The following is a 25949-nucleotide window of genomic DNA, read 5'->3' as shown; positions in this document are numbered from 1 at the left end:
TAGTTCTCCTCCTTAATCCAACGTAGAATCAAATTCATCATATAAGGCACTATCGTCCTTGAAGAATTCAGATTTGTGGGCAAGGAATAAGACACTAGCTAGGACGCTAAGTGTGATTCCAAGACTAGTTTTGAAAAACACTTTTTTCATAATAATACCTTCTTTCAAATTCAGTTTGTATTATAGTCCTATCCATAATTATTAACAACTATTAATGTAAGGTTTTGTACAGTTTGGTAGAAACTGTTTGAGAAGCTAAGAAAAAACAAGCATCACTAGGATGCTTGTTTCTTGTTATATGCTTAGATTTATCCCAAAGCGTCGTCCATTGAAAGAACTTCGTGGAAGACACGTTGTGTCAATTCAGTTTTTTGTTCTGGAGTGAGGTATTTAGTGTTTACACAGTATCCAGAGATACGTACGATAACATCTTCACCGCTCATGATCTTTTCGTAAACATCTGACAAGTCCATAACGTTCAAGTTAACGTGTTGTCCACCGTTTTCGAAGTATCCGTCAAGGATAGTTACGAGGTTGTCAACTTGTTCGTCGTGAGTCTTACCAAGGGCACGAGGTGATACTTGAGTAGTAAGTGAGATACCGTCAGCTGCATAACCGAAGTCAAGGCTTGCAAGTGAGTTCAAGTTTTGCAACCATCCACCTTTAGCTTTGTTAGATGGGTTAGCACCTGGTGAGAAGAATTCCAATTTAGACAAGTTCACTGAACCATCTTCGTTGAGGTATACCCCTTTGTGAACTGGAGAGTTACCAGTTTGTTTAGAGTAAGCAACGTTAGAAGTGATTGTAAGAAGTGAAACTGTAGCTTCTGCATCTTTGTAGAGTTTGTGGCTACGAAGACGAGTAGTGTAAGCTTCGATCAACCATTCTGCCAATTCGTTTGAACGTGGGTCATCTTCACCCCAACGTGGGTATTCACCGATTGTTTCGTAGTCGTAGATGTAGCCATCTTCGTCACGGATTGGTTTAACTGTAGCGTATTTGATTGCTGACAATGTATCAACAGTGTTGGCGAAACCACAGATACCGAATCCCATGTTAGCACGTTGTTTAGTTGGCAAGAAGGCCATTTGAACAGCTTCGTAGTTGTACTTATCAGTCATGTAGTGGATGATGTTAAGGGCATCTACGTAAGTGTCAGTCAACCAGTCAAGAGATTTTTCGAAGTTAGCTTTAACAGTGTCAAAGTCAAGAACTTCGTCACGAACTGGTTCGATGTCAAATACTTTATAGTCTTTATGAACATCGTCGTAACCACCGTTCAAACCAGTAAGAAGGGCTTTAAGCACGTTAACACGAGCACCGAAGTATTGGATGTTGTGACGTTGTTCTTCGTTTTCTGGGTCAAGTGGTGATACACAACATGAGATACAGCTCATTTCACCGTATCCGTCTTTAGCCATAGTAGTCACACCTTCGTATTGGATAGAAGAGTGTTTGTGGCTCATGTGCATACAGTAGCGACGGAATGAGTAAGGCAATTTGTCAGTCCAAAGAACTGTCAAGTTTGGTTCTGGAGAGTTACCGATGTTATCAAGAGTGTTCAAGAAACGGTAGTCCATCTTAGTAACACGGTGACGTCCGTCAGCACCCATACCAGCCATAGAAGTTGTGATGAATGTTGGGTCACCTGAGTACAATTGGTCGTAAGCTTTTGTACGAGCAAACTTAACTGTACGAAGTTTCATAACGAAATCATCAACGAATTCTTGGATTTCTGATTCAGTGTAAGTACCACGAGCAAGGTCACGTTCTGCGTATACGTCAAGGACGATTGGCACACGACCAAGTGAAGTAGCGGCACCGTTGATTACACGACATACTGCCATGAAGGCGATGTTTGTCCATTGGATAGCTTCTTTAGTATCGAAGGCTGGACGACGAACATCTACACCGTAAAGGTCACCAAGGCGAACAACGTCTTGAAGTGCTTGGTATTGAAGGTTAACTTCTTCACGAAGACGGATAGTTTCTTCGTCGATTTCTTTGATAGCATTCCAGTCGTTAACTTTTTCTTGCATCAAGTAGTCAGCACCGTAAAGGGCAAGACGAGCGTAAACCCCGATGATACGTCCACGTGAGTAAGCATCTGGAAGACCAGTAACTGTGTGAGCGTGACGTGCACGACGGATGTTTGAAGTGTAAGCACGGAAGATACCATCGTTAACTGTAGTCACGTATTTTGTGAAAATTTCGTGTACAGCTGGGTCTGGTTCATAACCGTGTTCTTTCAAAGCAGTTTCCGCCATACGGATACCACCTTTAGGCATGAAGTTCAATTTGAAGAGCTCATCATTTTGGATACCATAGATAAGTTCATCTTCTTTTGAAATGTATCCTGCGTCAATATCAGCGATTGAAGTTGGACGAGTATCCATTGGGAAGCGTCCTTCAGCTTCATAGCCTGCTTTAGTTTCATCTACGATTTTTTTAATTTTTAGAGAGCGTTCAGTTGGTCCTGCAAGGAAGCTTTCGTCACCATCATAAGGTGTGTAGTTTGCTTGAACGAAACGTGAAACGCTAGCTTTTTCTTTCCAGTCAGTTCCTTTAAAGCCTTCCCACGCTTTTTCAAAAACATCTGTGTTAGTTTTAACCGTTGCCATAGTTTGGATCTCCTATAATTCTAGTAACAAAATCATCTGTTACATTCTCTAGAAGTATTCTATCATACAGTAACCGCTTACACAACTTTAAAACTGCGTTTTTAGAGACATTCTTTTATAATACAGTTTCGAAAACGACAAATCTGTATTATAAATTTCTGTTTTTTGATAGATTTTGGTATCATAAGGGGAGAATGCTTTGTAGTCCCAAAGTTTTATGTGAAAAGCTTTACAATGAGATAAATCTGAGAAAGGAGGCAGGGAGCCATGTTAGAGTTTCCTCTAATAAATGATACCAGTAGGAAAATCATCCATATTGACATGGACGCCTTTTTTGCTCAGGTCGAGATGAGGGATGACCCCAGTCTTAAGGACAAACCGGTTATTATCGGTCACGATCCTAGAAAAACTGGGGGACGTGGTGTGGTATCAACCTGTAATTACGAGGCTAGAAAATATGGTGTCCATTCAGCCATGTCTTCTAAGGAAGCCTATGAACGTTGTCCTAATGCTGTCTTTATCTCAGGAAATTATAGTCATTACAGAGAGGTAGGGATGCAGATTCGTGAGATTTTTAAACGCTATACCGACTTGGTAGAGCCCATGTCTATCGATGAAGCCTATCTTGATGTGACGATAAATAAACTTGGTATCAAATCGGCGGTTAAGGTAGCTAAACTTATCCAGTATGATATCTGGCAGGAACTTCACCTGACTTGTTCAGCAGGCGTTTCCTACAATAAATTTATCGCCAAACTAGCTTCTGATTTTCAAAAGCCTGCTGGTTTGACGGTGGTGCTTCCAGAGGAGGCTCAGGAATTTTTGGAAAAGCTCCCTATTGAAAAGTTTCATGGGGTAGGTAAAAAGTCAGTTGAACGTCTTCATGACATGGAAATATACACCGGTGCCGATCTTCTGAAGATTCCTGAGATGACGCTGATTGATCGTTTTGGACGTTTTGGATTTGATCTCTTTCGAAAGGCTAGAGGGATTTCCAATAGTCCTGTTAGGCCCAATCGTGTCCGTAAATCTATTGGAAGTGAGCGAACCTACGGCAAACTTCTTTATAATGAAGATGACATCAAGGCTGAGTTGACTAAGAATGCTAGGCGGGTAGCTGAAAGTGCTCAGAAAAATAAAAAAGTCGGTCGAATTATTGTCATCAAGGTCCGTTATTCGGATTTCTCGACCTTAACCAAGCGTATGACCTTGGACAAATCGACTCAGGATTTCGACACCATCGAAAGGATTGCCCATACCATTTTTGATCAATTAGAGGAAAATAGCAGCGGTGTTCGCCTGCTCGGTGTGACGCTGACGGGTCTGGAAGATCAAGAAGGCAGGCAATTGGACCTAGATGATTTGGAGTCATTATAATAGTAGAGTTTTGATTTTTTCTTTTGGAAAGTGACTTTGAAGAATCATCAGACCTATGCTATCTTAAAGAGTAACTAAAAGAAATGAGGGAATAATCTTAATGAAAAAAGTTCTTACCTATTTAGGACTGATTCTGGTAGCTTGCTTGGTTCTCGTAGCTTGTGCTAATAAGCCAGCTGAGAAGAAAAAAGCGACACCAACTCCGACAGAACGTGCCAAGGCTGATGCGACAGTTTTAATTGATACTATGCTTGGAAAATCTAGTAACGGTTTTTCAAAACTATACGGTGGAAATTACGAAACCTGGACTGAAACGAAAGTCTTTGAAAAACAAGTTGCAGATACTATCGAGGAAAAGGGGTATACACCGGAAGAAAAGTATACGTTTAAATACATTGAAGGTTATGATGCCAAGACACCAACCCAAGTGCTTTCTAAGTTTCTCAAGGTCCGTCGTAATATGATTGGTAAGATTCAGGACTATAAGCTGAAAGATGTTAAAGTTAAAGGAAATGAAGCGACAGTTACCTTTACTTCACGTTCTGTTAGTGCCTATGGTGCTGCAGCTGCTGTTCGTACTCTCCTTATGAGTCTCTATGACAACGACATTGACAAGTTGAAACAATGGAATCAAGCTGATAACAACGATGTGGAAAAAGGTAAAGCCAAAGATCTCACAACGAAATTCCTTTATGGTGAAAACTTTAACGGAGATTTGACACAATTTAAGGATATTGATAAAGAAATGGCCTATACACCTTTGACAGGTGCTGATAATCTAGAAAAGACCTTCAAGCTTACCAAAGATGATGGGGGTAACTGGACGATTTCTGTAGAAGATTATAAAGAGCTTGCCGAAGCCTTGGTTGACCATGATGAATCAGGAAGCAGAGCCGTTTACGCTGAACGCATCCATAAGAATTTATCAGATTATCAACCTGAAGACAGTAGCGATTCAAGCAGTAAGTCATCAAGTAAGGATAAGTAGAGTTTTATTGCATTTGATGTTAAACATGTACGGAAAGCTTTTTTGGGCGAGAAGAGTTGTCACACCAGTGGCAACTCTTTTCTTATTGTTCGTTGTATCCATTCCCCCTATAACCACTTTCTATCACCTCTTAGGATTTTATTATTAGACGAGTTTGGATGAAGATGGTAAACTGTTATCACTAACTATTAATGAAAGTATCGAGGATTATAGATATGAAAAAATGGCTTGCAGGTTTAGGAATTCTTGGCTTGTCTGTTTTGACTTTGGCTGCTTGTGGAAACAAGAGTGACAATAAGGCATCTGGTGAGAAGCAGACGATTACGGTTGCGACGGACTCTGATACGGCGCCTTTCACTTTCAAAAAAGGTGACGACTTCAAGGGTTATGATATTGATTTGGTCAAGGCTATTTTCAAGGATTCGGACAAATATAAGGTCAAGTTTGTGACGACACCTTTTGATTCTATCTTGACAGGGGTGGATTCTGGACGTTATCAGATTGCGGCTAATGACTTCAACTACAATGAAGAACGTGCGCAGAAATATGGTTTCTCAGATCCGATTTCACGTTCTAACTATGCCATCACTAGTGCTGAGGGTACCAAGTATACTAGCCTAGATGATTTGTCTGGTAAGACAACAGAGGTGCTTCCTGGCTCTAACTATGCTCAGTTGCTTGAAAATTGGAACCATGCCAATGCGGACAAGACACCAATTACTATCAACTATGCTTCTAGCTCAACTGGTCTTTCAACACGTATCCAACACATTCAAGAAGGAAAGATTGACTTTATCCTTTACGATGCCATTTCGTCTGAGTACATTGTTAAAGATCAAGGCTATAAGCTAGCTGTAAACAAGATTAAAGACGATATCGGTATGAAGACTGATGGTCTTGAATATCTTCTATTCTCAAATGATAAGCAAGGTAAGGAACTCAAGACTTTTGTTAATAAGCGTATCAAAGAGCTTAAGAAGGATGGAACCCTTGCCAAACTCAGCAAGGAATATTTCGGTGACGATTACGTCAGTGATTTGAAATAAGACTGTTAAAAGTTGAGACTGCCATCTCAGCTGTGGATTAAACACAAAGCTTTCTTTTGAGGCTTTCCTGAGGTGATGACGGACGTCAGCGACCTTCTTCGAAGTTCCATGACTAAGTTTTGAGCCTAAGGTCTCAAAACTTCCGAACACCTGAAACTTTAAAGTTTCAGGTGTTTTTCTCACGCCGGAAAGCTTAGGTTTATGCTCACTTTGTTCGTAAAATAAGTAATGAGTTCAAATCTTTTTGGTCTTAACAAGGTATTACTATCAGTGATACGATTTTCTTATCACTATGATAAGAAAAGACTATTTCACAGACTTTCTGAGTCGTGCTAAAATGAATACTATAAAATTATGATAAGATATTTGAATGGTTAGCACTAGGCTAACCTACTTTTTTAGAAAGAAAGGGCGACATTGTGAAAAAGAGTATAGAAGCATTTAATCGGTCACCTTGGTATCTCCAAGTTATCATTGGCTTGGTTGGTTTGGCAGTAGCAGTTGCTTTAGCCATTCCCTTGTCTTGGCTAGTAGAAATTCTTTGGGGCTATATTTTGCAACTGGTTACAATTGTCTTCAAGTGGATCTCATCTTGGATGCCAGCTGGTAAGCTCTTCTCATGGAAGGCAGTCTTTGATGCTGTTCCTAAGATTGTGGAACGCTTGCCTTTGACTTTGGGATTGACCATTGCAGGTGCTTTCTTCGGTTTGATTTTAGCCCTTGTCTTTGCGGTCGTTAAGATCAATCGAGTACGCATCCTTTATCCGATTCAAGCAGTTTTTGTGAGCTTCTTGCGTGGGACACCAATCCTTGTACAACTCATGTTGACTTACTATGGTATTCCACTCTTCCTTCGTTATTTGAATGGTGAATTTGGTTTGGATTGGAATATTAATGAGATTCCACCAGCTATCTTTGCTATTACAGCCTTTGCCTTTAACGAAGCAGCCTACATGAGTGAAACTATTCGTGCAGCGATTCAGGCTGTTGATGCCGGGGAAATCGAAGCTGCCCGTTCTCTTGGGATGACATCAGCACAGGTTTACCGTCGTGTCATTATTCCAAATGCGGCAGTTATTGCGACACCAAGTTTGATTAACAGTTTGATTGGTTTGACTAAGGGAACATCACTTGCCTTTAGTGCTGGTATCGTCGAAATGTATGCACAGGCTCAAATCTTGGGTGGTGCCGACTACCGTTACTTTGAACGTTATATCTCAGTTGCCCTTGTATACTGGGTAATCTCAATCTTGATTGAGTACATTGGTCGTTCAGTTGAAAATCACATGGCCATTAAGGCGCCTGAAGTGACTGACATATCTGGAATTGGAGGTGACCGCTAATGATTAGTATCAAAAATTTGACCAAGGAATTTTCAGGTCAAAAGGTTCTCGATGGTATTGATATTGACATTGATAAGGGTGAAGTTGTAGCTCTTGTTGGTGCCTCTGGTGCAGGGAAATCAACAATCCTTCGCAGCTTAAACTATTTGGAACAACCTGATTCTGGTACCATTACCATTGATGATTTCAAGGTAGATTTCGAAACAATTACCAAAGAACAAATCCTTACCCTTCGTCGTAAGTTGGCCATGGTTTTCCAACAGTTCAACCTCTTTGAACGTCGTACAGCCTTGGATAATGTTAAGGAAGGTCTTAAGATTGTTAAGAAACTTTCTGACGAAGAAGCTACCAAGATTGCGAAAGAAGAGCTCGCTAAGGTTGGGCTTTCTAATCGTGAAAATCATTACCCACGTCACTTGTCGGGTGGTCAAAAGCAACGTGTGGCCTTGGCCCGCGCCCTTGCAATGAAGCCTGATGTGCTCTTGCTTGACGAACCAACATCTGCTCTTGATCCTGAGTTGGTTGGTGAGGTTGAAAAATCAATCGCTGATGCGGCTAAGTCAGGCCAAACCATGATTTTGGTCAGTCACGACATGAACTTTGTTTATCAAGTGGCTGACAAGGTGCTCTTCCTTGAAAAAGGTCGTATCCTTGAACAAGGAACACCTGACGAAGTCTTTAACCATCCAAAAGAAGAACGAACAAAAGAATTTTTCGCTTCTTATTCAAAACAATATCTTTAAGATGGGATTTTTGTTACAATAGAAAAGGTGGTGGGAGTGGACGACATTTTAGTCCATAGTCAAAGTCCCACAAGGATGATTAGGAACTTTTGAATGTTTCAAAGGCGACTATAGTCCAATCAGAGACTGCATCGTGCAGTTATTACTAGTCGAATTTAGGGGTTGGAGAATGTTATCTCAGCCTTTTCTATTTCTCACTTTAGGATGATTTATGTTATTAAATATTTTTAAATTTTACCTCTTAGGCCTTGTGATTGCTTTCTTTGTGTGCTTGGTGATTGGTGCCATTTGGCTTGGATGGCGTGCCTTACGTCGTGCAGACAAAACTGTTAAGGAGCGTCAAGGTGCCCTCTATGATGCTATTATGATGTCGATGGTTTCGATTCCCGTTTTGGCATTTGCTTTTATGGCGATTCTTATCGTGCTGAATGCATAATTCTAGCTTTGTTGGCACATTAGGTGTAAGATATCTCTACAAGAAAATCATATAAGGAGTTACTCATGTACGATACAATTGTTATTGGAGCTGGTCCTGCGGGGATGACTGCAGCACTCTATGCAGCACGTGCCAACCTTAAAGTGGCAACTTTGGAGCAAGGTGCTCCTGGTGGACAGATGAATAACACGTCTGATATTGAAAATTACCCTGGTTTTGAAAGTATTTCTGGTCCAGAATTGTCAATGAAGATGTTCGAACCCTTGGAAAAATTGGGCGTTGAAAATCTTTATGGTATCGTGTCTGGTATCGAAGACAAGGGTGACTATAAGGTTGTCAAAACTGGTGATGAGGAGTACCAAACCAAGACAGTGATCATTGCGACGGGTGCTAAACACCGCCACATTGGTGTTGCTGGTGAAGAAGAGTACAACAGCCGTGGGGTTTCCTACTGTGCGGTCTGTGATGGTGCCTTCTTCCGTAATCAAGACCTCTTGGTTGTTGGTGGTGGAGACTCTGCCGTTGAAGAAGGAATTTATTTGACACGCTTTGCCAATAGCGTGACCATTGTTCACCGTCGTGATGAATTGCGTGCTCAAAAGGTTCTTCAAGACCGTGCCTTCGCCAATGAAAAAGTCAAGTTTATCTGGGATTCAGTCGTTGAAGAAATCAAGGGCGATGACATCAAGGTTCGCAGTGTTGATATCAAGAATGTCAAAACTGGTGAGGTGACTAACCACGAATTTGGCGGTGTCTTCGTTTATGTGGGACTTGATCCTGTTTCAGATTACTTGACAGGTCTCGACATCACTGACCAAGACGGTTGGGTAATTACAGATGATAAGATGGCGACAAGTATTCCAGGTATCTTTGCCATTGGGGATGTCCGTCAGAAAGACCTTCGCCAAATTACAACAGCCGTAGGGGACGGTGCCACAGCTGGTATCGAGACTTACAACTACGTGACTGCACTTGGTGATAAGTAAAATAATGGAAACTCGGGAGCTTCTCGAGTTTTTTGTGTTCTCTTGGGGGGATTTAGCTTGTCTAGTCCCCTTGGGACCAACATCTATGCGTGTTTTTTGTTATAATAGAAGAGTCTTACTAAAAATCAGTAAAAACGAGGTGACCGACTTGCGTGTTGTAGCAGGTGAATTTGGCGGACGTCCGCTTAAAACGTTAGAAGGCAAAACGACTCGTCCAACAACGGACAAGGTCAAGGGTGCCATTTTCAATATGATTGGTCCTTTCTTTGATGGAGGGCGTGTTTTGGATCTTTTTTCTGGAAGTGGTAGTCTGGCTATTGAGGCTATCAGTCGTGGTATGTCGTCTGCTGTCCTCGTGGAAAAGGATCGTCGGGCACAGGCTGTTATCCAGGAAAATATTAAGATGACAAAGAGTGAGAAACAGTTCCAGCTTTTGAAGATGGATGCGGCGCGTGCGCTGACACAATTGACAGGAAAGTTTGACTTGGTGCTTCTAGATCCGCCTTATGCCAAAGAGCAGATTGTGGCCAATATTACTCAGTTAGAGGAGCAAGGGCTCTTAGCTGAGGAGGTGATGTTGGTTTGTGAGACGGATAAGGCTGTGGATCTACCTGAAGAAATTTCAAACTTCGGGATTTGGAAGCAGAAAACCTATGGTATCAGTAAGGTAACTGTTTACGTGCGTTAGCCTTTGATAGGGAAGTTGTAGAAAGGGATGCTATGACAAAGTTTGCTATGTTTACGGGGTCTTTTGATCCGATTACCAATGGGCATGTGGATATTATTGCCAGAGCCAGCAAGCTCTTCGATGAGCTTTATATAGGTCTTTTTTATAATAAAAATAAGCAGGGCTTCTGGGACATTGAGACTCGCAAGCGTATCTTGGAAGAGGTCGTGGCAGATTTTCCCAATGTGAAAGTTATAACGACTCACGATAGTTTGGCTGTTGATATCGCCAGAGATCTTGGGGTGACTTATTTGGTTCGAGGCCTTCGTAATGCGACAGATTTCGACTATGAGGCTAATATGGATTATTTCAATAAGGGGTTGGCCCCTGAAATTGAAACGGTTTATTTGATTGCTAGTCATGAGGTGACACCAGTCTCTTCAAGTCGTGTGCGTGAGTTGATTTATTTTGAGGGAGACATTAGTTCTTATGTTCCTCAAGCAGTTGTTAAGGAAGTGGAGGCCAAGCGTGGCAAACAAGAACGAATCTAAATCACTATTAGGGAAAATTTGGCGGATTAAGTGGTGGTTGTTAAGTATTTTTACGATACTTTTCCTCCTATTTGCCCTCTTTTTCCCGCTAAATAATTATTATGTTGAGCTTCCGGGTGGTGCTTTTGATACCAAGGAAGTCTTGACTGTAGATAAGAAAGCTGATGATTCAAAAGGGTCCTACAATTTTGTGGCGGTGGCTCAAACCAAGGCGACTTTGGCCCTCATGCTCTATGCTCAGCTTAATGATTTTGCAAAGCTTCAAACAGCTGAAGAGGCAACTGGGAATTACTCTGATGAAGATTTCATGCGTATCAACCAATTTTACATGGAGACTTCCCAAAACCAAGCGATTTATCAGGGCTTGACTCTGGCTGGTAAGGAGGCTAGCTTGGAGTATATGGGTGTTTATGTGCTTCAGGTGGCTGACGATTCTAGCTTTAAGGGTGTCCTCAATATTGCGGATACGGTGACGGCTGTCAATGGCAAGTCTTTTGATAATTCTGCTGACTTGATTAAATATGTTCAAGGACTTAAGCTGGGTTCAAAAGTCAAGGTCACTTATACGACAGATGATAAAGAAAAGACTGCTACTGGTAAGATTATCAAGATTGCCAATGGTAAAAACGGTATTGGTATCGGTTTGACGGATCATACCGAGGTCAAGAGTCCTGAAAATGTGAAGTTTAAACTTGATGGTGTCGGTGGACCAAGTGCGGGTCTTATGTTTACTCTAGCTATTTACGATCAGGTGTCTGGTCAAGACCTCAAGGCTGGTCGTAAGATTGCTGGAACAGGAACCATTGAAAAGGATGGTTCGGTCGGTGATATCGGTGGTGCCTACCTCAAGGTGAAATCAGCGGCTGATAGTGGTGCAGACATTTTCTTCGTGCCAAATAATCCAGTAACTAAGGAAATGAAAAAGGCTGATCCGGATGCCAAAACTAACTATCAAGAGGCCAAGGAAGCTGCCAAGAAACTGGGAACCAAGATGAAAATTGTCCCTGTTAAAACAGCTCAAGAAGCCATTGATTATTTGAAAAAGACTAAATAAGAAGCGAGAGTAAGACAGGCAGAAATCCATGATTTTTGTCTGAGTCTTACTCTCTTTTTTAGGTCAAAGTGTTATAATAGTCTTTATGAAAAAACGTTATAGAACAGTCAATGATTACTATCGTGAAATTTTTGGCGAAAAGATTTTCAAACTACCAATAGATGCGGGTTTTGATTGTCCCAACCGTGATGGCACAGTGGCCCACGGTGGCTGTACCTTTTGTACGGTATCGGGGTCTGGGGATGCTATTGTAGCACCTGAGGCACCGATTCGTGAGCAGTTTTACCATGAGATTGACTTCATGCACCGCAAGTGGCCAGAAGTTCAGAAATATCTGGTTTATTTTCAAAATTTTACCAATACCCACGCACCGCTTGAAGTTATCAAGGAACGCTACGAACAGGCTATCAATGAGCCTGGTGTTGTTGGCATCAATATCGGTACCCGCCCAGACTGTTTGCCAGACGATGTGATTGATTATCTGGCAGAACTCACAGAACGTATGCATGTGACCGTCGAACTTGGCTTGCAAACGACTTATGAAGAAACGTCAGAGCTCATTAACCGAGCACACAGCTATGATCTCTATGTGGAGACGGTTAAGCGTGTGCGTGAGCGTGCGCCAAAGGCTGAGATTGTATCGCATCTGATTAATGGGCTACCAGGGGAAACCCACGAGATGATGGTGGAAAATGTTCGCCGTTGTGTGACGGACAATGACATTCAGGGGATTAAACTCCACCTCCTCCACTTGATGACCAATACGCGTATGCAAAGGGACTACCACGAGGGGCGTCTTAAATTGCTGAGTCAGGAAGAGTATGTGTCAATCATCTGTGACCAGTTGGAAATCATCCCTGAGGATATCGTCATTCATCGAATCACTGGTGATGCGCCGAGAGATATGTTGATTGGTCCTATGTGGAGTCTCAACAAATGGGAAGTCCTCAATGCCATTGACAAAGAGATGGAACGTCGTGACTCATGGCAAGGGTGCAAAGTAGCTAACGAGAAGGAGGAAAAAGCATGATTAAACGACCAATTCATCTGTCTCATGACTTTCTAGCTCAAGTGCTGGATGATGAGAGTGTTGCTGTCGATGCAACCATGGGAAACGGCAATGACACAGCCTTTCTAGCTGGCCTTGCCAAGAAGGTTTATGCCTTTGACGTGCAGGAGCAGGCGCTCGAAAAGACTCGTCAACGCTTGTCGGACTTGGCAATTGAAAATGCGGAACTCATTTTAGATGGTCATGAAAATCTGGACCGTTATGTCACGGAACCTATTCGTGCAGCTATTTTCAATCTGGGCTATCTGCCATCTGCAGATAAGAGTGTTATTACTAAGCCCCACACGACTCTTGAGGCCATTGAGAAAATTCTTGACCGTCTAGAGGTGGGTGGTCGTTTAGCTATTATGATTTACTATGGTCATGATGGTGGCGATATGGAGAAGGATGCTGTGCTTGAGTACGTTATCGGTTTGGACCAGCGTGATTTTACAGCTATGCTTTACCAACCCCTTAATCAAATTAATACCCCACCATTTTTGGTGATGTTGGAGAAATTACAATGATTACAGATATTAAAGAAAAGCTTGCAGATATGCAGGCCAAATATATAGACAAGCAAAGTGCCGAGGATACTTTAAAAAAGGTTGATAATCGTAAAACGGCTAAAATTAAGAAAAAGTTAGCTAGTCTTGAGGTTGAACGTTGCCATAAACTTTTGGCCAAAGAAGATGTCACTGCCATTGATAAAAAAATTAGTAAGCAAAAAGAACTATTCTCAAACTGTTGTCATAAGGAAGGGTAGGAGGAGCTATGCATTTATCATTAGCTTTGCTTGTTCTTCTTTTTAGCTTGATTTTATCGAACGTTATCAATCGTGTCTTTCCGCGTCTTCCCCTACCTTTGATTCAAATTATTTTTGGGGTTGGTATTGGTTTACTTTTTAAGGGACGCGCTTTCGAGCTTGAAACAGAACTTTTCCTAGCTTTCATTATTGCTCCCTTGCTGTTTCGTGAAGGTGAAGAAAGTGATATCACTAGTATTCTACGTAACTGGAAACTTATTTTATTTTTGATTTTTCCAGTTATCTTTGTGTCTTCCTTGGGAATCGGTTATCTTGCTAAGGCCGTCTTGCCTGCTTCGGTCCCCTTATCTGCCTGTCTAGCCATTGGTGCCGCCCTTGGGCCAACGGATTTGGTTGCCTATTCGGCTATTTCCAAACGCTTCAGTTTCCCAAAGTGGATTAGCTATATTTTGCAGGGTGAGGGTCTTCTGAACGATGCCTCTGGCTTGGTCGCCTTTCAGGTGGCAGTGACTGCCTTGACAACAGGTGCTTTTTCCCTCCTTGGTGCGAGCTGGAATTTGGTTATTTCTGTGCTTGGTGGTTTTTTAGTTGGCTTGATTACAGCCTTATTTAATCGTCTCTTTTTAACCATTTTGGACAATATGGATGCTGCAGATGTCACAGGTGCTCTCTTACTAGAGCTGGTACTACCAATCTCCTCTTACTTTGTAGCCGAGGAAATTCATGCTTCTGGAATTATTGCTGTTGTCGTAGCAGGGATTTCGCTTGCCAGTCGCTTTAAAAAAATCACCGTTTTTGATGCCAAGCTGGATAACGTTTCCCATACGATTTGGGGAACCATTACCTTTATGCTTAATGGCATGGTATTTTTCCTCTTGGGGACAGAACTTCCAACTCTAGCAACGCCAGTGCTGCGTAGCAGTACCTACGATAATCTCTGGATGCTGCTTGCTATCGTCCTTTTAACAGCGACCATGTTTGGAATTCGCTTTGTTATGATTAGTGCGGTATTTGCCCAAAGAGCTTGGAGGGCCAAACGATCACTAAAAAAAATCTGGAAGGGTGCTACTCTGTTAACCTTTTCAGGTGTTAAAGGAACGGTTTCCATTGCAACCATCCTTTTGCTTCCGGTTGCCAATATGACTGCTCTGGAACATAGTCTTTTACTCTTTACGGTAGCGGGTGTGACCTTGCTGAGCTTCTTAACAGGGATTTTAGTCCTACCTAAGCTAGCCACTGGTCCAGCGCATACGACCAACCATTATATGCAGATTGCCATTCTTAATGATGTGGTCGGAGAATTGGAAAAAGATCTAAAACAGTCTACCAATCAAGGGGCTGTCTATGCTACTATTGACAACTATAATCAACGCTTGGAAGATTTAATCTTGGAGCAGGAATCAAATGATGTCAAAGAAGAGTTGGCCAATATCCGGGTAATGATTATGGAAATTGAGAGTAAAGGTCTGGAATACGCCTACAAGAAGGGGAAGATTTCAGAACTTGAATACAATCTCTACCAACGTTATATCAAGGGCTTGGAACGTCGTATCAACCGTGGTTTTGTCTCTAGCCTTTCTTACGCCCTAGCTGTATTTGTGCGTGGCCTTCGTAGATTGTTACACTTAGCTCTTACTTTCAAGTTTCGTATTGATCAGGATGAAACTAGAAGAGGTCCTAGGTTGACGGAAGAAAACCGCGACCATATGACTGAGCTCTATTTGACAAATACTGAGCAGATTTTGGAAGCCTTGAGTAATCTGGAAGGTGTTTATCACTCAGATCTCTTGTCTTATCTGAAACGCAGTCGCCTTCAAGAGGCTGAGATTATTCAATCAGGTGCCTTTGTTGAGCGGGTTATCACCCACCTTCATCCAGACAATATTGATGAAATGTTGCGAGGCTACTATTTGGAACGTAAGGTTATCAACGAGTACGAGCAGGCTGAACTTATCTCTAGCCGTTATGCTAAGCAGCTTCGTAAGGAAGTCAATACTTTGGAGGATTACTCTCTCAAAGAAACTAGCAACACGTTAACCTATGATATGATTAATCTGGCTCGAGGTCGAGCTTAAGCAATGAATGTTATCACAAAAAGAAGCCAAGAAAGATTTTGGCTTCTTTTTCATATGTTTTTATAGAACAGCTTATCGTTCCAGCCTTAATTTTGTATGGTGTATCTAAAATAAAAGAGGAGTAGTGATAAAAGAACAAGTCCCCCAGATAATGTCTAGGGGACTTGTTTCTTTGAGCGATTTTTATAGAAGAGGGTTAATGTAAAAACGATGGTCATCAATTGGAATAATTTGAACAGGATTTTGGTAGAAGTCAGCTAAAACTTCCGGTGTGATGATATCATTCTTGGGTCCCTGTGCCACGATTTTTCCTTGACGGAGTAGGAGGATGTGATCCATTTTTTCAGTGATTTCTTCAGCATGGTGGGTGACATAAAGGACCAGTGGTGCGTGAGGAAGCGAGGTGATACGGTCAATCTGACGTAAGAGCTTTTCGCGGGCAAAGAGATCCAAGCCCACAGTTGCTTCGTCAAGGATGATGATGTCGGGATCTTCCATCAGACTACGAGCAATCAAACAGATTTGCTTTTCCCCTTGAGAGAGGCCATGGTATTTACGACCAATCAAATCTCCAGCACCAAGTGAAGTTAGCATATCCTTGGCTTCTTGTAGCTCTTTGTCTCCATAGGCTTTGTAGAGGATTGAGCTCTTGTACTTACCGGTAAGGACGATTTTTTCAGCAGTCATATGTTGAGGTAGACGCTCAGTGATAAAGGAACTGACGATACCGATGTGTTGACGAAGACCTGTGATGTCTCCATTACCAAAGGTGTAGCCTAGTATCTCAGCCTTCCCTTCAGAAGGGAAAAATTCAGCTGTCAACAAACGTAAGAGGGTTGATTTTCCAGCACCGTTAAGTCCTAGGATAGCCCAGGTTTGTCCTTTTTCAACTGTCCAGTTAAGGTCAGATAAAAGTGTTTTTCCTTGGCGGACCAAGCTGACATTTTCTAATCGTATAAGTGACATAAGTCTCTCCTTTGATGATAAATTACCCTAATTATAGCATAAAATAGACGCCTTTATTGGGAAATTATGGTATAATGAAAGTCAGAATTTTTTTTAGAGGAGAAGAAAAAATGGAAGACTCTAGTGGTCAGTCCTTATTATTTCAATCTATTTTACTACTAATTTTAACCTTGCTTACAGCCTTTTTCTCAGCATCTGAGATGGCTCTTGTATCACTTAACCGCTCACGTGTGGAGCAAAAGGCAGAAGAAGGCGATAAGAAATTTATCCGCCTGCTCAAGGTTCTTGAAAATCCAAACAACTTCCTATCAACTATCCAAGTTGGTATTACCTTTATTAGCCTCTTACAAGGGGCCAGTCTCTCTGCATCACTAGGTGCAGTGATAGCGACTTGGTTTGGTCATGTGGCTTGGGCTAAGACAGCAGGTAGCATGATTTCTTTGGTTGTCTTGACCTATATCTCTATCGTTTTTGGGGAACTTTATCCAAAACGTATCGCTATGAACCTTAAGGAAAATCTAGCCATCTACTCAGCTCCTGTCATTATTGTTACAGGTAAGATTGTTAGTCCCTTTGTTTGGATTCTTTCGGCGTCAACCAATCTTTTGTCTCGTTTGACACCTGTGACCTTTGATGATGCAGATGAGCAGATGACACGTGATGAGATTGAATACATGTTGACTAAGAGTGAGGATACACTTGAGGCTGAAGAAATTGAAATGCTCCAAGGGGTATTCTCTCTTGACGAATTGATGGCACGTGAGGTTATGGTCCCTCGTACAGATGCCTTCATGATTGATATTGAAGACAATACTCAAGAAAATATCCAAGCTATTCTCAAGGAAAGTTTCTCTCGTATTCCTGTTTACGAAGACGACAAGGATAAGATTATCGGTGTCGTTCATACCAAAAACCTTCTAAAAGCAGGTTTCGAACTTGGTTTCGAAAATATCAAACTTCGTCGAATTATGAATGAACCTCTCTTTGTTCCAGAGACTATCTTCGTTAATGATCTCTTGGCGGCCTTTCGTAACACCAATAATCAGATGGCTATTTTGCTTGATGAATACGGTGGGGTTGCTGGTCTTGTTACCTTCGAGGATCTTTTGGAAGAAATCGTTGGTGAGATTGACGACGAAACAGATAAATCTAGTATTGAAGTTCGTGAAATTGGCGAGAATACCTATATTGTCGAGGGTGCTATGACTCTTAACGACTTCAATGAACATTTTGATACAGAACTTGAGAGTGATGACGTTGATACTATCGCAGGTTATTATTTGACTGGTGTGGGAGCCATTCCTACTCAAGAAGTCAAGGAACACTATTCAGTTATCAACAAGGACAAACACCTTGAATTTATCAATGATAAGGTTAAGGATGGTCGTGTAACCAAACTTAAGGTAATCATCACGGCAGCTCCAGAAGAGGCAGAAGAATAGTTCTCTACATGTTTTTATTAGAAAATATTGGAACTTAAAAGCGACTATTTACTAATTAGGCACTTTCTCTCATTATGAGTGAAAGTGCTTTTTCTTATCTATCTTGGAATATCAGTTTATCAAAATAATAAGATTAGAAAACGTCTATAAAATACGTCATAAAGCCTTTTTAACCTATCAAAAGTGTTAGAATTTGTCAGAAAAATAACGATAATTTTGAAGGTATTCTAACATATTTCAGCGTGTTGAAAGATTTAGAATAAAAATAAATAAGATTTTAATTAAAGCAGTCTTTTATTACTTTTTTATGGTAGAATGTAGGTTAACTGATAAATGAAAAAAGGAGAATCTTAATGGCTTCTAAAAAATCTATATCTATATATAGTAGCTTGCTTTTACTCACCCTTACCCTAGGAGCTTTTGTACCAGTAACCTCTTTTGCGGATGATGGTATTGCGACAAATGATGCTGTTCTTACACAACCAACGACAGATCGTGCAACAACTGGTCCTTCAACAGCCCCAAGTGATGGTGACTTGGCTCGTAGCAATGATTCAAACACAGGTGTGGCAACGCCAACAACACCAACACCTACAGTTCCTGAAGTACCAGCTGAGCCAACAACACCAGCAACTCCAGAAGCACCTGCGACACCGGCTCCAACAGCTGATTCATCAACAAAACCAGCCGATAAGCCAGAAGACCCAGCTTCAGCAACTGATAAAGGGACAAGCGAAGCACCTCAAAACTCTGAAACTCCAGCGGTGAATGTTAATGGACAACCTGTTGTTACTGTAACACCAACAGCTCCAGTTATCACTGCAGCTGGCCAAACAATTGTGTCTACACAAAATAGCCAAATTGTTATCGCTAACACTGATGGTACAACAAGTGTTGTCGCTCCTGAAACAGTAGGATTCAAAGTGAACGCTGACGGTACATTGACTGGTAAAGATGCTAAAGGTAAGGAAGTTACACTTCCTAAGACTGGTGAAGCATCAACAGTAATCTTGACAATGGCAGGAACATTCTTCCTTGCTGCTGCAGCCTTTTTGGGGCTTAAGAAACGTGCCTAATAATATAGATGATAAAAGACTGGATTTTTCCAGTTTTTTTGTTTTTCTTCTGGTATAGTATAGATATTCCTTAATTTCAGATGTATTATAGTATAACCTTTGCCTGAATTCAGGCAGATATGGAGCATGTTTCTGATAAAAGAGGTATAATAAAAACATGTAAAAAGCGTTTTCAAGGAGGCTGCCATGGCAGAAATTGATTACAGTCAGGTGACTGGACTTGTTCATTCAACCGAAAGTTTTGGATCCGTAGATGGTCCTGGTATCCGTTTTATTGTTTTCATGCAAGGCTGTAAGATGCGTTGCCAATATTGTCATAACCCAGATACTTGGGCTATGGAGTCAAATAAGGCTGTTGAACGTACAGTTGAAGATGTCTTAGATGAGGCTCTTCGTTTCCGTCATTTCTGGGGTGAGCATGGTGGTATCACTGTATCAGGTGGTGAGGCCATGCTTCAGATTGATTTTGTCACTGCCCTCTTTACAGAGGCTAAGAAGCTAGGGATTCACTGTACGCTTGATACTTGTGGGTTTGCGTACCGCAATACTCCTGAGTATCATGAAGTTGTTGACAAACTTTTGGCTGTGACTGACTTGGTCCTACTTGACATCAAAGAGATTGACCCCGAACAACACAAGTTTGTGACCCGTCAACCTAATAAGAATATTTTGGAATTTGCTCAATATCTATCTGACAAACAAGTTCCAGTCTGGATTCGCCATGTCTTGGTACCTGGTTTGACAGACTTTGACGATCACTTGATTAAGCTTGGTGAGTTTGTAAAGACCTTGAAAAATGTCGATAAATTTGAAATTCTTCCCTATCATACAATGGGTGAGTTCAAATGGCGTGAGCTCGGTATCCCATATCCTTTGGAAGGGGTTAAACCACCAACTGCAGATCGGGTCAAAAATGCTAAAGCTCTCATGCACACTGAAACGTATCAAGAGTATAAAAATCGTATCGGTGTGAAAACCTTGGATTGAAAAAGAAGCTCTTGACAAGGGCTTTTTAACTTTGCTATTATTTAGGGAGCAATAAAGAGCAGGTAAATTATGTTTCGTATTTTAAAATTTGATGATGACTTTGTTTATCTCAGTCATCCTGACGGGCGACTTAAGAAAATAGATCGCACGCTTTTTGATTTTGATATAAAATTAGGAGATCGTATTGATGTCTACCAAGATGGGGACTTGACAGTTGTTACTCCGGCAGAAGTCCAGACGGACTTGAGCCTAGAGGGAGACAAATCTGTTAAATCACACCTCTTGCAAGGGATTTTAGATCTTTTCCTTGAAACCCTTAATATTCACAATAATCATTTGGGTGACTTGAAGAAGATCTTCACGCAATTATTGATTACACTCTTCATGGCTTGGAGCTTGTTGGGAGTTATTCTGGTTGAGATTCTTCTCTTTGCAGAGTCAATTATTGTCTTCCTATGGAGACTTCTAGTTCGTCTTGTTAAGTGGATGCATATTAAAGACAATACGAAGGTCTTGATTGATGAGACACAAAAACGTCATGCTAAGCGTGAGCGTCAAAAAGCTCAAAGACGTGAGCAGGAGAGACGTCGTCAGGAAGAACTTGAAGAACGTGAATATCTTCGTGAAACAGAACGTCAAAAGGAACTCATGATTGTTGAAGCTAGCCTTAGTCAGGAAGCAGAACGTGAGAGCCTTTCAACTAGCCTTGCTTTGGAGCAAGCAAGTGCTTCAAGTCAATTTGCTAGTGAAGATTTGGTAGAAGAAATCCAGTCAACTTCAGAGTCAGAAGTGATGTCTGAATCAGCAAAGTCTGAAAAATAGAACAGAAAAAAGAACTGAGAGTTAGGATCTCGGTTCTTTTTCATATGAGAAAAGCACCAGAGGTGCTTTTGTGAGAGGTGACTAAAGTGTTTTTTCAGAGTCACGAACAATGAGCAAGTCAACTTTTGCGTGACGGAGAATGTATTCAGAAGATGAACCAATAAGCAAGCGTTCAAAAGTATTGAGACCTGTGGCACCAACCATAATAAGGTCAACATTTTCCTTATCAGGGATATCAACAGCCAAGAGGCTCTTAGGGTTACCGAACTCAATAACTTTGCGAATCTTGGTTAAACCAGCTTCTCTGGCTTGGCGTTCAAAGTCAGCCAAAACAGCTTTAGCTTCGTCTTCTAGTTTTTCATAGATGTAAGAGTCGAAAGTCGCAACGCTTTGAAGGGCGCGTGTATCGATAACGTGTACCAATAGTAACTGAGCATTATTACGTTTTGCAACGTGCACACCTTTAATAAAGGCCAGTTCTGATTCGTAAGAACCGTCGATAGCTACCATAATACGTTCATATTGTTGAGACATAAGCTCTACCTCCTATCTTTAGCTTTATTATACTCCTTTAATCTAAAAAATGAAAGCGTTGTTATAGATTTTCTGAAATCTTTTTTTGACTGCTTACTTTAGGATGCTCTTAGTAATGTGAAGATTTCAGTATTATCTAAAAATTGAAGATTGCTTGAAAAAGAGGTATAATACAATCTGTTATTAGCTTCGTAAGAAACATGATAATTAAAAAGAGGAAGACAAGTCTTCAGAAATGATACCAAGTGGCCAAGCCTAAAGTTGGTGTCAATAAAAGTGGAAATCCCCATCAGGTGTTGAATTTTCTTATTTTCTGCTAGATGTATCTACTTTTAGTATCTTTTGAAAGGATTAACTTATGAAAACATTTGATAAATCATCAAAGTTGGATCACGTTGCCTATGATATTCGTGGACCAGTTTTGGATGAAGCCAACCGTATGATTGCTAAAGGTGAAAAGATTCTTCGTCTTAATACGGGAAATCCTGCGGAATTTGGCTTTACAGCACCGGATGAAGTCATTCGTGATTTAATTATGAATGTTCGTAACAGTGAAGGGTATTCAGATAGTAAGGGGATTTTCTCAGCTCGTAAGGCGATTATGCAGTATTGCCAGCTAAAGGGATTCCCAAATGTAGATATTGATGATATTTATATTGGTAATGGTGTTTCAGAAATGATTTCCATGTCTATGCAGGCCTTGCTTGATGATGGAGATGAGGTCTTGGTCCCAATGCCTGACTATCCTCTTTGGACAGCCTGCGTCAGTCTAGCAGGTGGTAATGCTGTACACTATGTCTGTGATGAAAAATCTAACTGGTATCCAGATATTGATGATATCAAATCAAAGATTACGTCAAATACTAAGGCAATTGTAGTCATCAATCCTAATAATCCTACAGGTTCACTCTATCCTAAGGATGTCCTTGAACAGATTGTGGATATTGCTCGACAAAATGATTTGATTATCTTTGCGGATGAGATTTATGACCGCTTGGTTATGGATGGTAAAAAGCATACTGCGATTGCTAGCCTTGCACCAGATGTCTTCTGTGTGTCTATGAATGGTCTTTCTAAGTCTCACCGCATTTGTGGTTTCCGTGTAGGTTGGATGGTTCTCTCTGGACCTAAAAAGAATGTCAAAGGTTATATTGAAGGGCTTAATATGTTGGCCAACATGCGTCTTTGTGCTAATGTGCTCTCTCAGCACGTTATTCAGACTTCACTTGGTGGTTACCAATCCGTGGATGAACTCTTGATCCCTGGTGGGCGTATCTATGAACAACGTGAGTTTATCACGAATACCGTAAACGCTATTCCAGGGCTTTCAGCTGTTAAGCCAGATGCAGGTCTTTACATCTTCCCTAAGATTGACCGTAACATGTATGATATTGAAGATGATGAAGAATTCTGTCTTCGTCTCTTGAAGAAGGAGAAGGTTCTCCTAGTTCCAGGTAAAGGCTTTAACTGGAATGAACCAGATCACTTCCGTATTGTCTACCTTCCTCGTGTGGAAGAGTTGGCTGATCTCGGTAACAAAATCGAACGAGTCTTGTCATATTACAAGCGTTAATTTCTTGAAAAACTGGACAAAATGGCTTGTCCAGTTTTTATTGTCTCTAAAAAGGGGACATATTTGAGCAAAATCCGAACATTTTTCCTAAAAATACCATAATATACTTAATATAATGAATAGTAGAATAATAAATAATTTTCAGACAATTGTTTGCAATTTCTAGGTTAAGTGTGCTATAATGATAGGGCTAGTAGGTCTTGACGCAGAAGATTAGTACAAGGCTTGATATTATTATGATTACAATAGAAAGTGAAGACAATAAATATGGCAAATTTGCTGGCTAAAACACGTAAAATTACATCTATCTTGCAACGCTCAGTAGATAGCTTGGAAGGAGATCTTCCATACAACAACATGGCTGCTCAATTGGCGGATATCATTGATTGTAACGCTGCTATCGTTAATGGTGGTGGTGCTCTTCTTGGTTTTGCCATGAAGTACAAAACCAACACTGATCGTGTGGAAGAGTTTTTTGAAGCCAAACAACTTCCAGAAGAATACACACGTGGTATCAGCCGTGTTTATGACACTCAAGAAAACATTGGTATTGACAGTGACTTGACCATTTTCCCTGTGGAGTCAAAAGATGACTTCCCAGATGGTTTGACTACAATTGCACCTATCTATGGTGGTGGTATGCGTCTTGGTTCTTTCATCATTTGGCGTAACGATCATGACTTTGTAGATGAAGATCTTATCTTGGTTGAAATTGCCTCTACAGTAGTTGGGTTGCAGTTGTTGAACCTTCAAACAGAGAACTTGGAAGAAACAATTCGTAAACAAACAGCTATTAACATGGCTATTAATACCTTGTCTTACTCAGAAATCAAGGCAGTTTCAGCTATCTTGAATGAGTTGGACGGTTTGGAAGGTCGCTTGACAGCGTCTGTTATCGCTGACCGTATTGGAATTACACGTTCAGTTATCGTTAATGCCCTTCGTAAGTTGGAATCAGCTGGTATTATTGAGAGCCGTTCACTCGGTATGAAAGGGACTTATCTTAAAGTCCTTAACGAAGGTATCTACGATAAATTGAAAGAATACGAATAAGAAGAATACTGAAAGAAAGTGAGGTAGGAGGAGCCTGCCCCACTTTTTTTAAAGGAGAAAGTATTATGACAAAGGCATTGATATCAATTGATTACTCTTATGATTTTGTGGCAGATGATGGGAAGTTGACGGCTGGAAAGCCTGCCCAAGCCATTGAAGATCGCATTGCTCAGGTAACTCAAGAAGCCTATGACAATGGGGACTATATCTTCGTTGCTATGGACCGACATGATGAAGGAGATACCTTCCATCCTGAAACCAAGCTCTTTCCACCGCACAATATTGCAGGGACGTCTGGGCGAGAACTTTATGGTAAGTTAGCTGGTGTATATGATGCTATTAAGGATGATAATCGTGTCTTTTGGATGGATAAGCGACACTACTCAGCCTTTTCGGGAACGGATTTAGATATTCGTTTGCGTGAGCGTCGTGTGACGACAGTTGTTTTGACAGGAGTTTTAACAGATATTTGTGTCCTACATACAGCCATTGATGCCTATAATTTAGGTTATGATATCGAGGTTGTAGCAAGTGCAACAGCCTCCTTGACGCCTGAAGCTCATGACTTTGCTATCGGGCATTTTAAAAATGTGCTTGGAGCAACTATTGTGGAGTAAGAGTTAGTTCTTACTCTTTTTTTGACGGTAAAGTCTCATTGTGACACCTCGTCTTCATTCTGAAGCACCATTTTATATGGTGTTTTTTGATGGGGCTAAACTTAGTGAAAGAAATATAGTTTATTGAATAAAACAGTAGTTAGGAGAGAAAATAGGCGAAACATTTTATAATATGACAATTTGTGTCATGTTATTGCAGTATAATAAATATAGGAGATGTTAATACTATGAAAGATAATAGGCTATTTAGATTACTGTATTATATTTTAGAAAAAGGTAAAGTTACGGCAAGCGAACTTGCAGATAAATTTGAGGTGTCAGTAAGAACTATCTACCGAGATATTGATTCTATGAGTAGCTCTGGTATTCCCATCTATGCTTTGCGAGGAAGAGGTGGTGGAATAGAAATTGCTGAGGACTTTGTCCTTAGTAAATCACTACTTTCTGAGAATGAGAAACAACAGATTTTGTCAGCTCTTCAAGGATTGGAACATACAACAATACAGCATGAGAATGAACTATTAACAAAACTATCAGCACTTTTTAAAATAAAAAACACTAGTTGGATCGAAGTTGATTTTAATAATTGGCAAAACAATAAGATGTATGAAAGAACATTCAATGATATAAAATCAGCAATCTTAAGTAAAAAGATTATCTCATTCGCATATTTTAGTAGTAATGAAAAAGAGACAAACAGAAGGGTTAAACCTGTGAGATTACTTTTCAAGAGTCAGGACTGGTACCTATATGCCTTTTGTTTACTTAGAAATGATTTTAGATGTTTTAAGTTGTCTAGAATGAAGAATATAGAAGTTCATGATGAAAAGTTTGATGATAGCTTTGAAAATGTAATACTGAAAAAAGAAATACCACATGATAATGTCAGGCGTATAAAAGTCAAATTCGACCGCAAAGTTGCTTTTCGAGTATATGATGAATTAAGCAGTGAGGTTATGGAAGATGATGACGGAAATCTATATACTGAATTAGAAATAGTAGATGATTACAATCTATACTATTACCTTCTTTCTTTCGGAGATAGTGTAGAAGTTTTAGAGCCTGAAGAAGTTAGGGCTCAAATTAAAGAAATGATAACAAAAATGACAGAAAAATATAAAACATGACAAATGGTGTCAAGTATTGTCCAGTATAATGTAATTGACCAAAAGAAAGGG

The 25949-nt window shown here is 40.6% G+C and carries 26 protein-coding genes; 22 read left to right on the top strand and 4 right to left on the bottom strand.

The annotated features are described in order from the left end of the window. Positions 1–12 precede the first annotated feature (12 nt). Together HMPREF2697_RS10525 and pflB are read right to left on the bottom strand one after the other, a co-directional pair. Complete coding sequence (locus tag HMPREF2697_RS10525) at positions 13–150, bottom strand: hypothetical protein (protein WP_004183341.1); 138 nt, start codon at positions 148–150, stop codon at positions 13–15. 158 nt (positions 151–308) lie between these two features. After that, positions 309–2621 carry a formate C-acetyltransferase gene (gene pflB / locus HMPREF2697_RS07030; RefSeq protein ID WP_045769046.1) on the bottom strand — a complete coding sequence of 771 codons (2313 nt, stop codon included), beginning with the start codon at positions 2619–2621 and terminating at the stop codon, positions 309–311. A 267-nt stretch (positions 2622–2888) separates the two neighbouring features. On the opposite strand from pflB, the gene dinB reads away from it, so the two are divergent. The 14 genes from dinB (at position 2889) to HMPREF2697_RS06960 (ending at position 15701) form a co-directional block, all read left to right on the top strand. Further along, positions 2889–3998: a DNA polymerase IV gene (dinB, locus tag HMPREF2697_RS07025; protein WP_014634976.1), complete on the top strand. Its 1110-nt coding sequence runs from the start codon at positions 2889–2891 to the stop codon at positions 3996–3998. A 100-nt stretch (positions 3999–4098) separates the two neighbouring features. Continuing rightward, positions 4099–4986, top strand: a complete 888-nt coding sequence (locus HMPREF2697_RS07020; protein WP_070850118.1) for a peptidase — start codon at positions 4099–4101, stop codon at positions 4984–4986. 215 nt (positions 4987–5201) lie between these two features. Next, complete coding sequence (locus HMPREF2697_RS07015) at positions 5202–6032, top strand: transporter substrate-binding domain-containing protein (RefSeq protein WP_070850115.1); 831 nt, start codon at positions 5202–5204, stop codon at positions 6030–6032. 596 nt (positions 6033–6628) lie between these two features. Further along, positions 6629–7375, top strand: coding sequence for an amino acid ABC transporter permease (locus HMPREF2697_RS07010; RefSeq protein ID WP_096832659.1), 747 nt, complete (start codon positions 6629–6631; stop codon positions 7373–7375). Then, on the top strand, positions 7375–8118 hold the full coding sequence (locus tag HMPREF2697_RS07005; RefSeq protein ID WP_070850111.1) for an amino acid ABC transporter ATP-binding protein: 744 nt from the start codon (positions 7375–7377) through the stop codon (positions 8116–8118). Before HMPREF2697_RS07010 ends, HMPREF2697_RS07005 begins: the two co-directional genes overlap by 1 nt. A gap of 211 nt (positions 8119–8329) precedes the next feature. After that, positions 8330–8554, top strand: a complete 225-nt coding sequence (locus HMPREF2697_RS07000; protein ID WP_002884393.1) for a DUF4059 family protein — start codon at positions 8330–8332, stop codon at positions 8552–8554. A gap of 32 nt (positions 8555–8586) precedes the next feature. After that, complete coding sequence (trxB, locus tag HMPREF2697_RS06995; protein WP_257375244.1) at positions 8587–9540, top strand: thioredoxin-disulfide reductase; 954 nt, start codon at positions 8587–8589, stop codon at positions 9538–9540. Between the two features lie 139 nt (positions 9541–9679). Beyond that, positions 9680–10228, top strand: coding sequence for a 16S rRNA (guanine(966)-N(2))-methyltransferase RsmD (rsmD, locus tag HMPREF2697_RS06990; protein ID WP_231910681.1), 549 nt, complete (start codon positions 9680–9682; stop codon positions 10226–10228). Positions 10229–10260: 32 nt separating this feature from the next. Beyond that, positions 10261–10758 (top strand): pantetheine-phosphate adenylyltransferase, encoded by a 498-nt coding sequence (gene coaD / locus HMPREF2697_RS06985; protein WP_070850107.1) that lies wholly within the window; start codon positions 10261–10263, stop codon positions 10756–10758. Further along, positions 10736–11812, top strand: coding sequence for a SepM family pheromone-processing serine protease (locus tag HMPREF2697_RS06980; protein ID WP_070850105.1), 1077 nt, complete (start codon positions 10736–10738; stop codon positions 11810–11812). The genes coaD and HMPREF2697_RS06980 overlap by 23 nt, the downstream gene beginning before the upstream one ends. 85 nt (positions 11813–11897) lie before the next feature. Further along, on the top strand, positions 11898–12842 hold the full coding sequence (locus tag HMPREF2697_RS06975; protein ID WP_004183328.1) for a tRNA modification radical SAM protein MnmL/YtqA: 945 nt from the start codon (positions 11898–11900) through the stop codon (positions 12840–12842). Then, entirely contained in the window at positions 12839–13387 is a 549-nt protein-coding gene (locus HMPREF2697_RS06970; protein WP_045772008.1) for a tRNA 5-(aminomethyl)-2-thiouridylate-methyltransferase MnmM, read from the top strand. The genes HMPREF2697_RS06975 and HMPREF2697_RS06970 overlap by 4 nt, the downstream gene beginning before the upstream one ends. Next, a complete protein-coding gene (locus tag HMPREF2697_RS06965; protein WP_014634967.1) occupies positions 13384–13626 on the top strand; it encodes a hypothetical protein in 243 nt (80 codons plus the stop codon). Before HMPREF2697_RS06970 ends, HMPREF2697_RS06965 begins: the two co-directional genes overlap by 4 nt. An 8-nt stretch (positions 13627–13634) precedes the next feature. Continuing rightward, on the top strand, positions 13635–15701 hold the full coding sequence (locus HMPREF2697_RS06960) for a cation:proton antiporter (RefSeq protein WP_070850103.1): 2067 nt from the start codon (positions 13635–13637) through the stop codon (positions 15699–15701). A 183-nt stretch (positions 15702–15884) separates the two neighbouring features. On the opposite strand, the gene HMPREF2697_RS06955 is transcribed toward HMPREF2697_RS06960, so the two are convergent. After that, on the bottom strand, positions 15885–16667 hold the full coding sequence (locus HMPREF2697_RS06955) for an ABC transporter ATP-binding protein (RefSeq protein ID WP_045769056.1): 783 nt from the start codon (positions 16665–16667) through the stop codon (positions 15885–15887). Between the two features lie 110 nt (positions 16668–16777). Here HMPREF2697_RS06955 and HMPREF2697_RS06950 point away from each other — a divergent pair, with 110 nt between their 5' ends. The 4 genes from HMPREF2697_RS06950 (at position 16778) to HMPREF2697_RS06935 (ending at position 20994) form a co-directional block, all read left to right on the top strand. Beyond that, positions 16778–18109 carry a hemolysin family protein gene (locus tag HMPREF2697_RS06950; RefSeq protein WP_070850101.1) on the top strand — a complete coding sequence of 444 codons (1332 nt, stop codon included), beginning with the start codon at positions 16778–16780 and terminating at the stop codon, positions 18107–18109. 353 nt (positions 18110–18462) lie between these two features. After that, positions 18463–19185: an LPXTG cell wall anchor domain-containing protein gene (locus HMPREF2697_RS06945; RefSeq protein ID WP_014632683.1), complete on the top strand. Its 723-nt coding sequence runs from the start codon at positions 18463–18465 to the stop codon at positions 19183–19185. Positions 19186–19371: 186 nt separating this feature from the next. After that, positions 19372–20172 carry a pyruvate formate-lyase-activating protein gene (gene pflA, locus HMPREF2697_RS06940; protein WP_014632684.1) on the top strand — a complete coding sequence of 267 codons (801 nt, stop codon included), beginning with the start codon at positions 19372–19374 and terminating at the stop codon, positions 20170–20172. Positions 20173–20241: 69 nt separating this feature from the next. Further along, complete coding sequence (locus HMPREF2697_RS06935) at positions 20242–20994, top strand: hypothetical protein (RefSeq protein WP_070850099.1); 753 nt, start codon at positions 20242–20244, stop codon at positions 20992–20994. Positions 20995–21075: 81 nt separating this feature from the next. Here the strand turns inward: HMPREF2697_RS06935 and HMPREF2697_RS06930 are convergent, their stop codons facing one another. Beyond that, positions 21076–21528 (bottom strand): universal stress protein, encoded by a 453-nt coding sequence (locus tag HMPREF2697_RS06930; protein ID WP_002891687.1) that lies wholly within the window; start codon positions 21526–21528, stop codon positions 21076–21078. Between the two features lie 358 nt (positions 21529–21886). Between HMPREF2697_RS06930 and HMPREF2697_RS06925 the strand changes: the two genes are divergently transcribed. The 4 genes from HMPREF2697_RS06925 (at position 21887) to HMPREF2697_RS06910 (ending at position 25898) form a co-directional block, all read left to right on the top strand. Further along, complete coding sequence (locus HMPREF2697_RS06925; protein ID WP_070850097.1) at positions 21887–23101, top strand: pyridoxal phosphate-dependent aminotransferase; 1215 nt, start codon at positions 21887–21889, stop codon at positions 23099–23101. A 267-nt stretch (positions 23102–23368) separates the two neighbouring features. Further along, positions 23369–24154 (top strand): GTP-sensing pleiotropic transcriptional regulator CodY, encoded by a 786-nt coding sequence (codY, locus tag HMPREF2697_RS06920; RefSeq protein WP_045772004.1) that lies wholly within the window; start codon positions 23369–23371, stop codon positions 24152–24154. A gap of 65 nt (positions 24155–24219) precedes the next feature. Further along, a complete protein-coding gene (locus tag HMPREF2697_RS06915) occupies positions 24220–24771 on the top strand; it encodes a cysteine hydrolase family protein (protein WP_004183314.1) in 552 nt (183 codons plus the stop codon). A gap of 227 nt (positions 24772–24998) precedes the next feature. Next, a complete protein-coding gene (locus tag HMPREF2697_RS06910) occupies positions 24999–25898 on the top strand; it encodes a helix-turn-helix transcriptional regulator (RefSeq protein ID WP_013991093.1) in 900 nt (299 codons plus the stop codon). Positions 25899–25949: the final 51 nt, after the last annotated feature.

Source organism: Streptococcus sp. HMSC064D12 (genome assembly GCF_001837205.1).
Classification (GTDB): domain Bacteria; phylum Bacillota; class Bacilli; order Lactobacillales; family Streptococcaceae; genus Streptococcus; species Streptococcus salivarius_D.
This window is presented reverse-complemented; position numbering and strand designations above follow the sequence as displayed.

Excerpts from the sequence above, each read along its gene's own strand:
- HMPREF2697_RS07010 (WP_096832659.1), top strand. The coding sequence starts at position 6,629 with ATGCCAGCTGGTAAGCTCTTCTCATGGAAGGCAGTCTTTGATGCTGTT.
- HMPREF2697_RS06925 (WP_070850097.1), top strand. The coding sequence starts at position 21,887 with ATGAAAACATTTGATAAATCATCAAAGTTGGATCACGTTGCCTATGAT.
- HMPREF2697_RS06915 (WP_004183314.1), top strand. The coding sequence starts at position 24,220 with ATGACAAAGGCATTGATATCAATTGATTACTCTTATGATTTTGTGGCA.
- HMPREF2697_RS07000 (WP_002884393.1), top strand. The coding sequence starts at position 8,330 with ATGTTATTAAATATTTTTAAATTTTACCTCTTAGGCCTTGTGATTGCT.
- HMPREF2697_RS06970 (WP_045772008.1), top strand. The coding sequence starts at position 12,839 with ATGATTAAACGACCAATTCATCTGTCTCATGACTTTCTAGCTCAAGTG.
- HMPREF2697_RS06910 (WP_013991093.1), top strand. The coding sequence starts at position 24,999 with ATGAAAGATAATAGGCTATTTAGATTACTGTATTATATTTTAGAAAAA.
- HMPREF2697_RS06935 (WP_070850099.1), top strand. The coding sequence starts at position 20,242 with ATGTTTCGTATTTTAAAATTTGATGATGACTTTGTTTATCTCAGTCAT.
- HMPREF2697_RS06960 (WP_070850103.1), top strand. The coding sequence starts at position 13,635 with ATGCATTTATCATTAGCTTTGCTTGTTCTTCTTTTTAGCTTGATTTTA.
- coaD (WP_070850107.1), top strand. The coding sequence starts at position 10,261 with ATGACAAAGTTTGCTATGTTTACGGGGTCTTTTGATCCGATTACCAAT.
- codY (WP_045772004.1), top strand. The coding sequence starts at position 23,369 with ATGGCAAATTTGCTGGCTAAAACACGTAAAATTACATCTATCTTGCAA.
- pflA (WP_014632684.1), top strand. The coding sequence starts at position 19,372 with ATGGCAGAAATTGATTACAGTCAGGTGACTGGACTTGTTCATTCAACC.
- dinB (WP_014634976.1), top strand. The coding sequence starts at position 2,889 with ATGTTAGAGTTTCCTCTAATAAATGATACCAGTAGGAAAATCATCCAT.
- HMPREF2697_RS06930 (WP_002891687.1), bottom strand. The coding sequence starts at position 21,528 with ATGTCTCAACAATATGAACGTATTATGGTAGCTATCGACGGTTCTTAC.
- HMPREF2697_RS06975 (WP_004183328.1), top strand. The coding sequence starts at position 11,898 with ATGAAAAAACGTTATAGAACAGTCAATGATTACTATCGTGAAATTTTT.
- HMPREF2697_RS10525 (WP_004183341.1), bottom strand. The coding sequence starts at position 150 with ATGAAAAAAGTGTTTTTCAAAACTAGTCTTGGAATCACACTTAGCGTC.
- HMPREF2697_RS06965 (WP_014634967.1), top strand. The coding sequence starts at position 13,384 with ATGATTACAGATATTAAAGAAAAGCTTGCAGATATGCAGGCCAAATAT.
- HMPREF2697_RS06945 (WP_014632683.1), top strand. The coding sequence starts at position 18,463 with ATGGCTTCTAAAAAATCTATATCTATATATAGTAGCTTGCTTTTACTC.
- HMPREF2697_RS06955 (WP_045769056.1), bottom strand. The coding sequence starts at position 16,667 with ATGTCACTTATACGATTAGAAAATGTCAGCTTGGTCCGCCAAGGAAAA.
- pflB (WP_045769046.1), bottom strand. The coding sequence starts at position 2,621 with ATGGCAACGGTTAAAACTAACACAGATGTTTTTGAAAAAGCGTGGGAA.
- HMPREF2697_RS07015 (WP_070850115.1), top strand. The coding sequence starts at position 5,202 with ATGAAAAAATGGCTTGCAGGTTTAGGAATTCTTGGCTTGTCTGTTTTG.
- HMPREF2697_RS07005 (WP_070850111.1), top strand. The coding sequence starts at position 7,375 with ATGATTAGTATCAAAAATTTGACCAAGGAATTTTCAGGTCAAAAGGTT.
- HMPREF2697_RS07020 (WP_070850118.1), top strand. The coding sequence starts at position 4,099 with ATGAAAAAAGTTCTTACCTATTTAGGACTGATTCTGGTAGCTTGCTTG.
- HMPREF2697_RS06950 (WP_070850101.1), top strand. The coding sequence starts at position 16,778 with ATGGAAGACTCTAGTGGTCAGTCCTTATTATTTCAATCTATTTTACTA.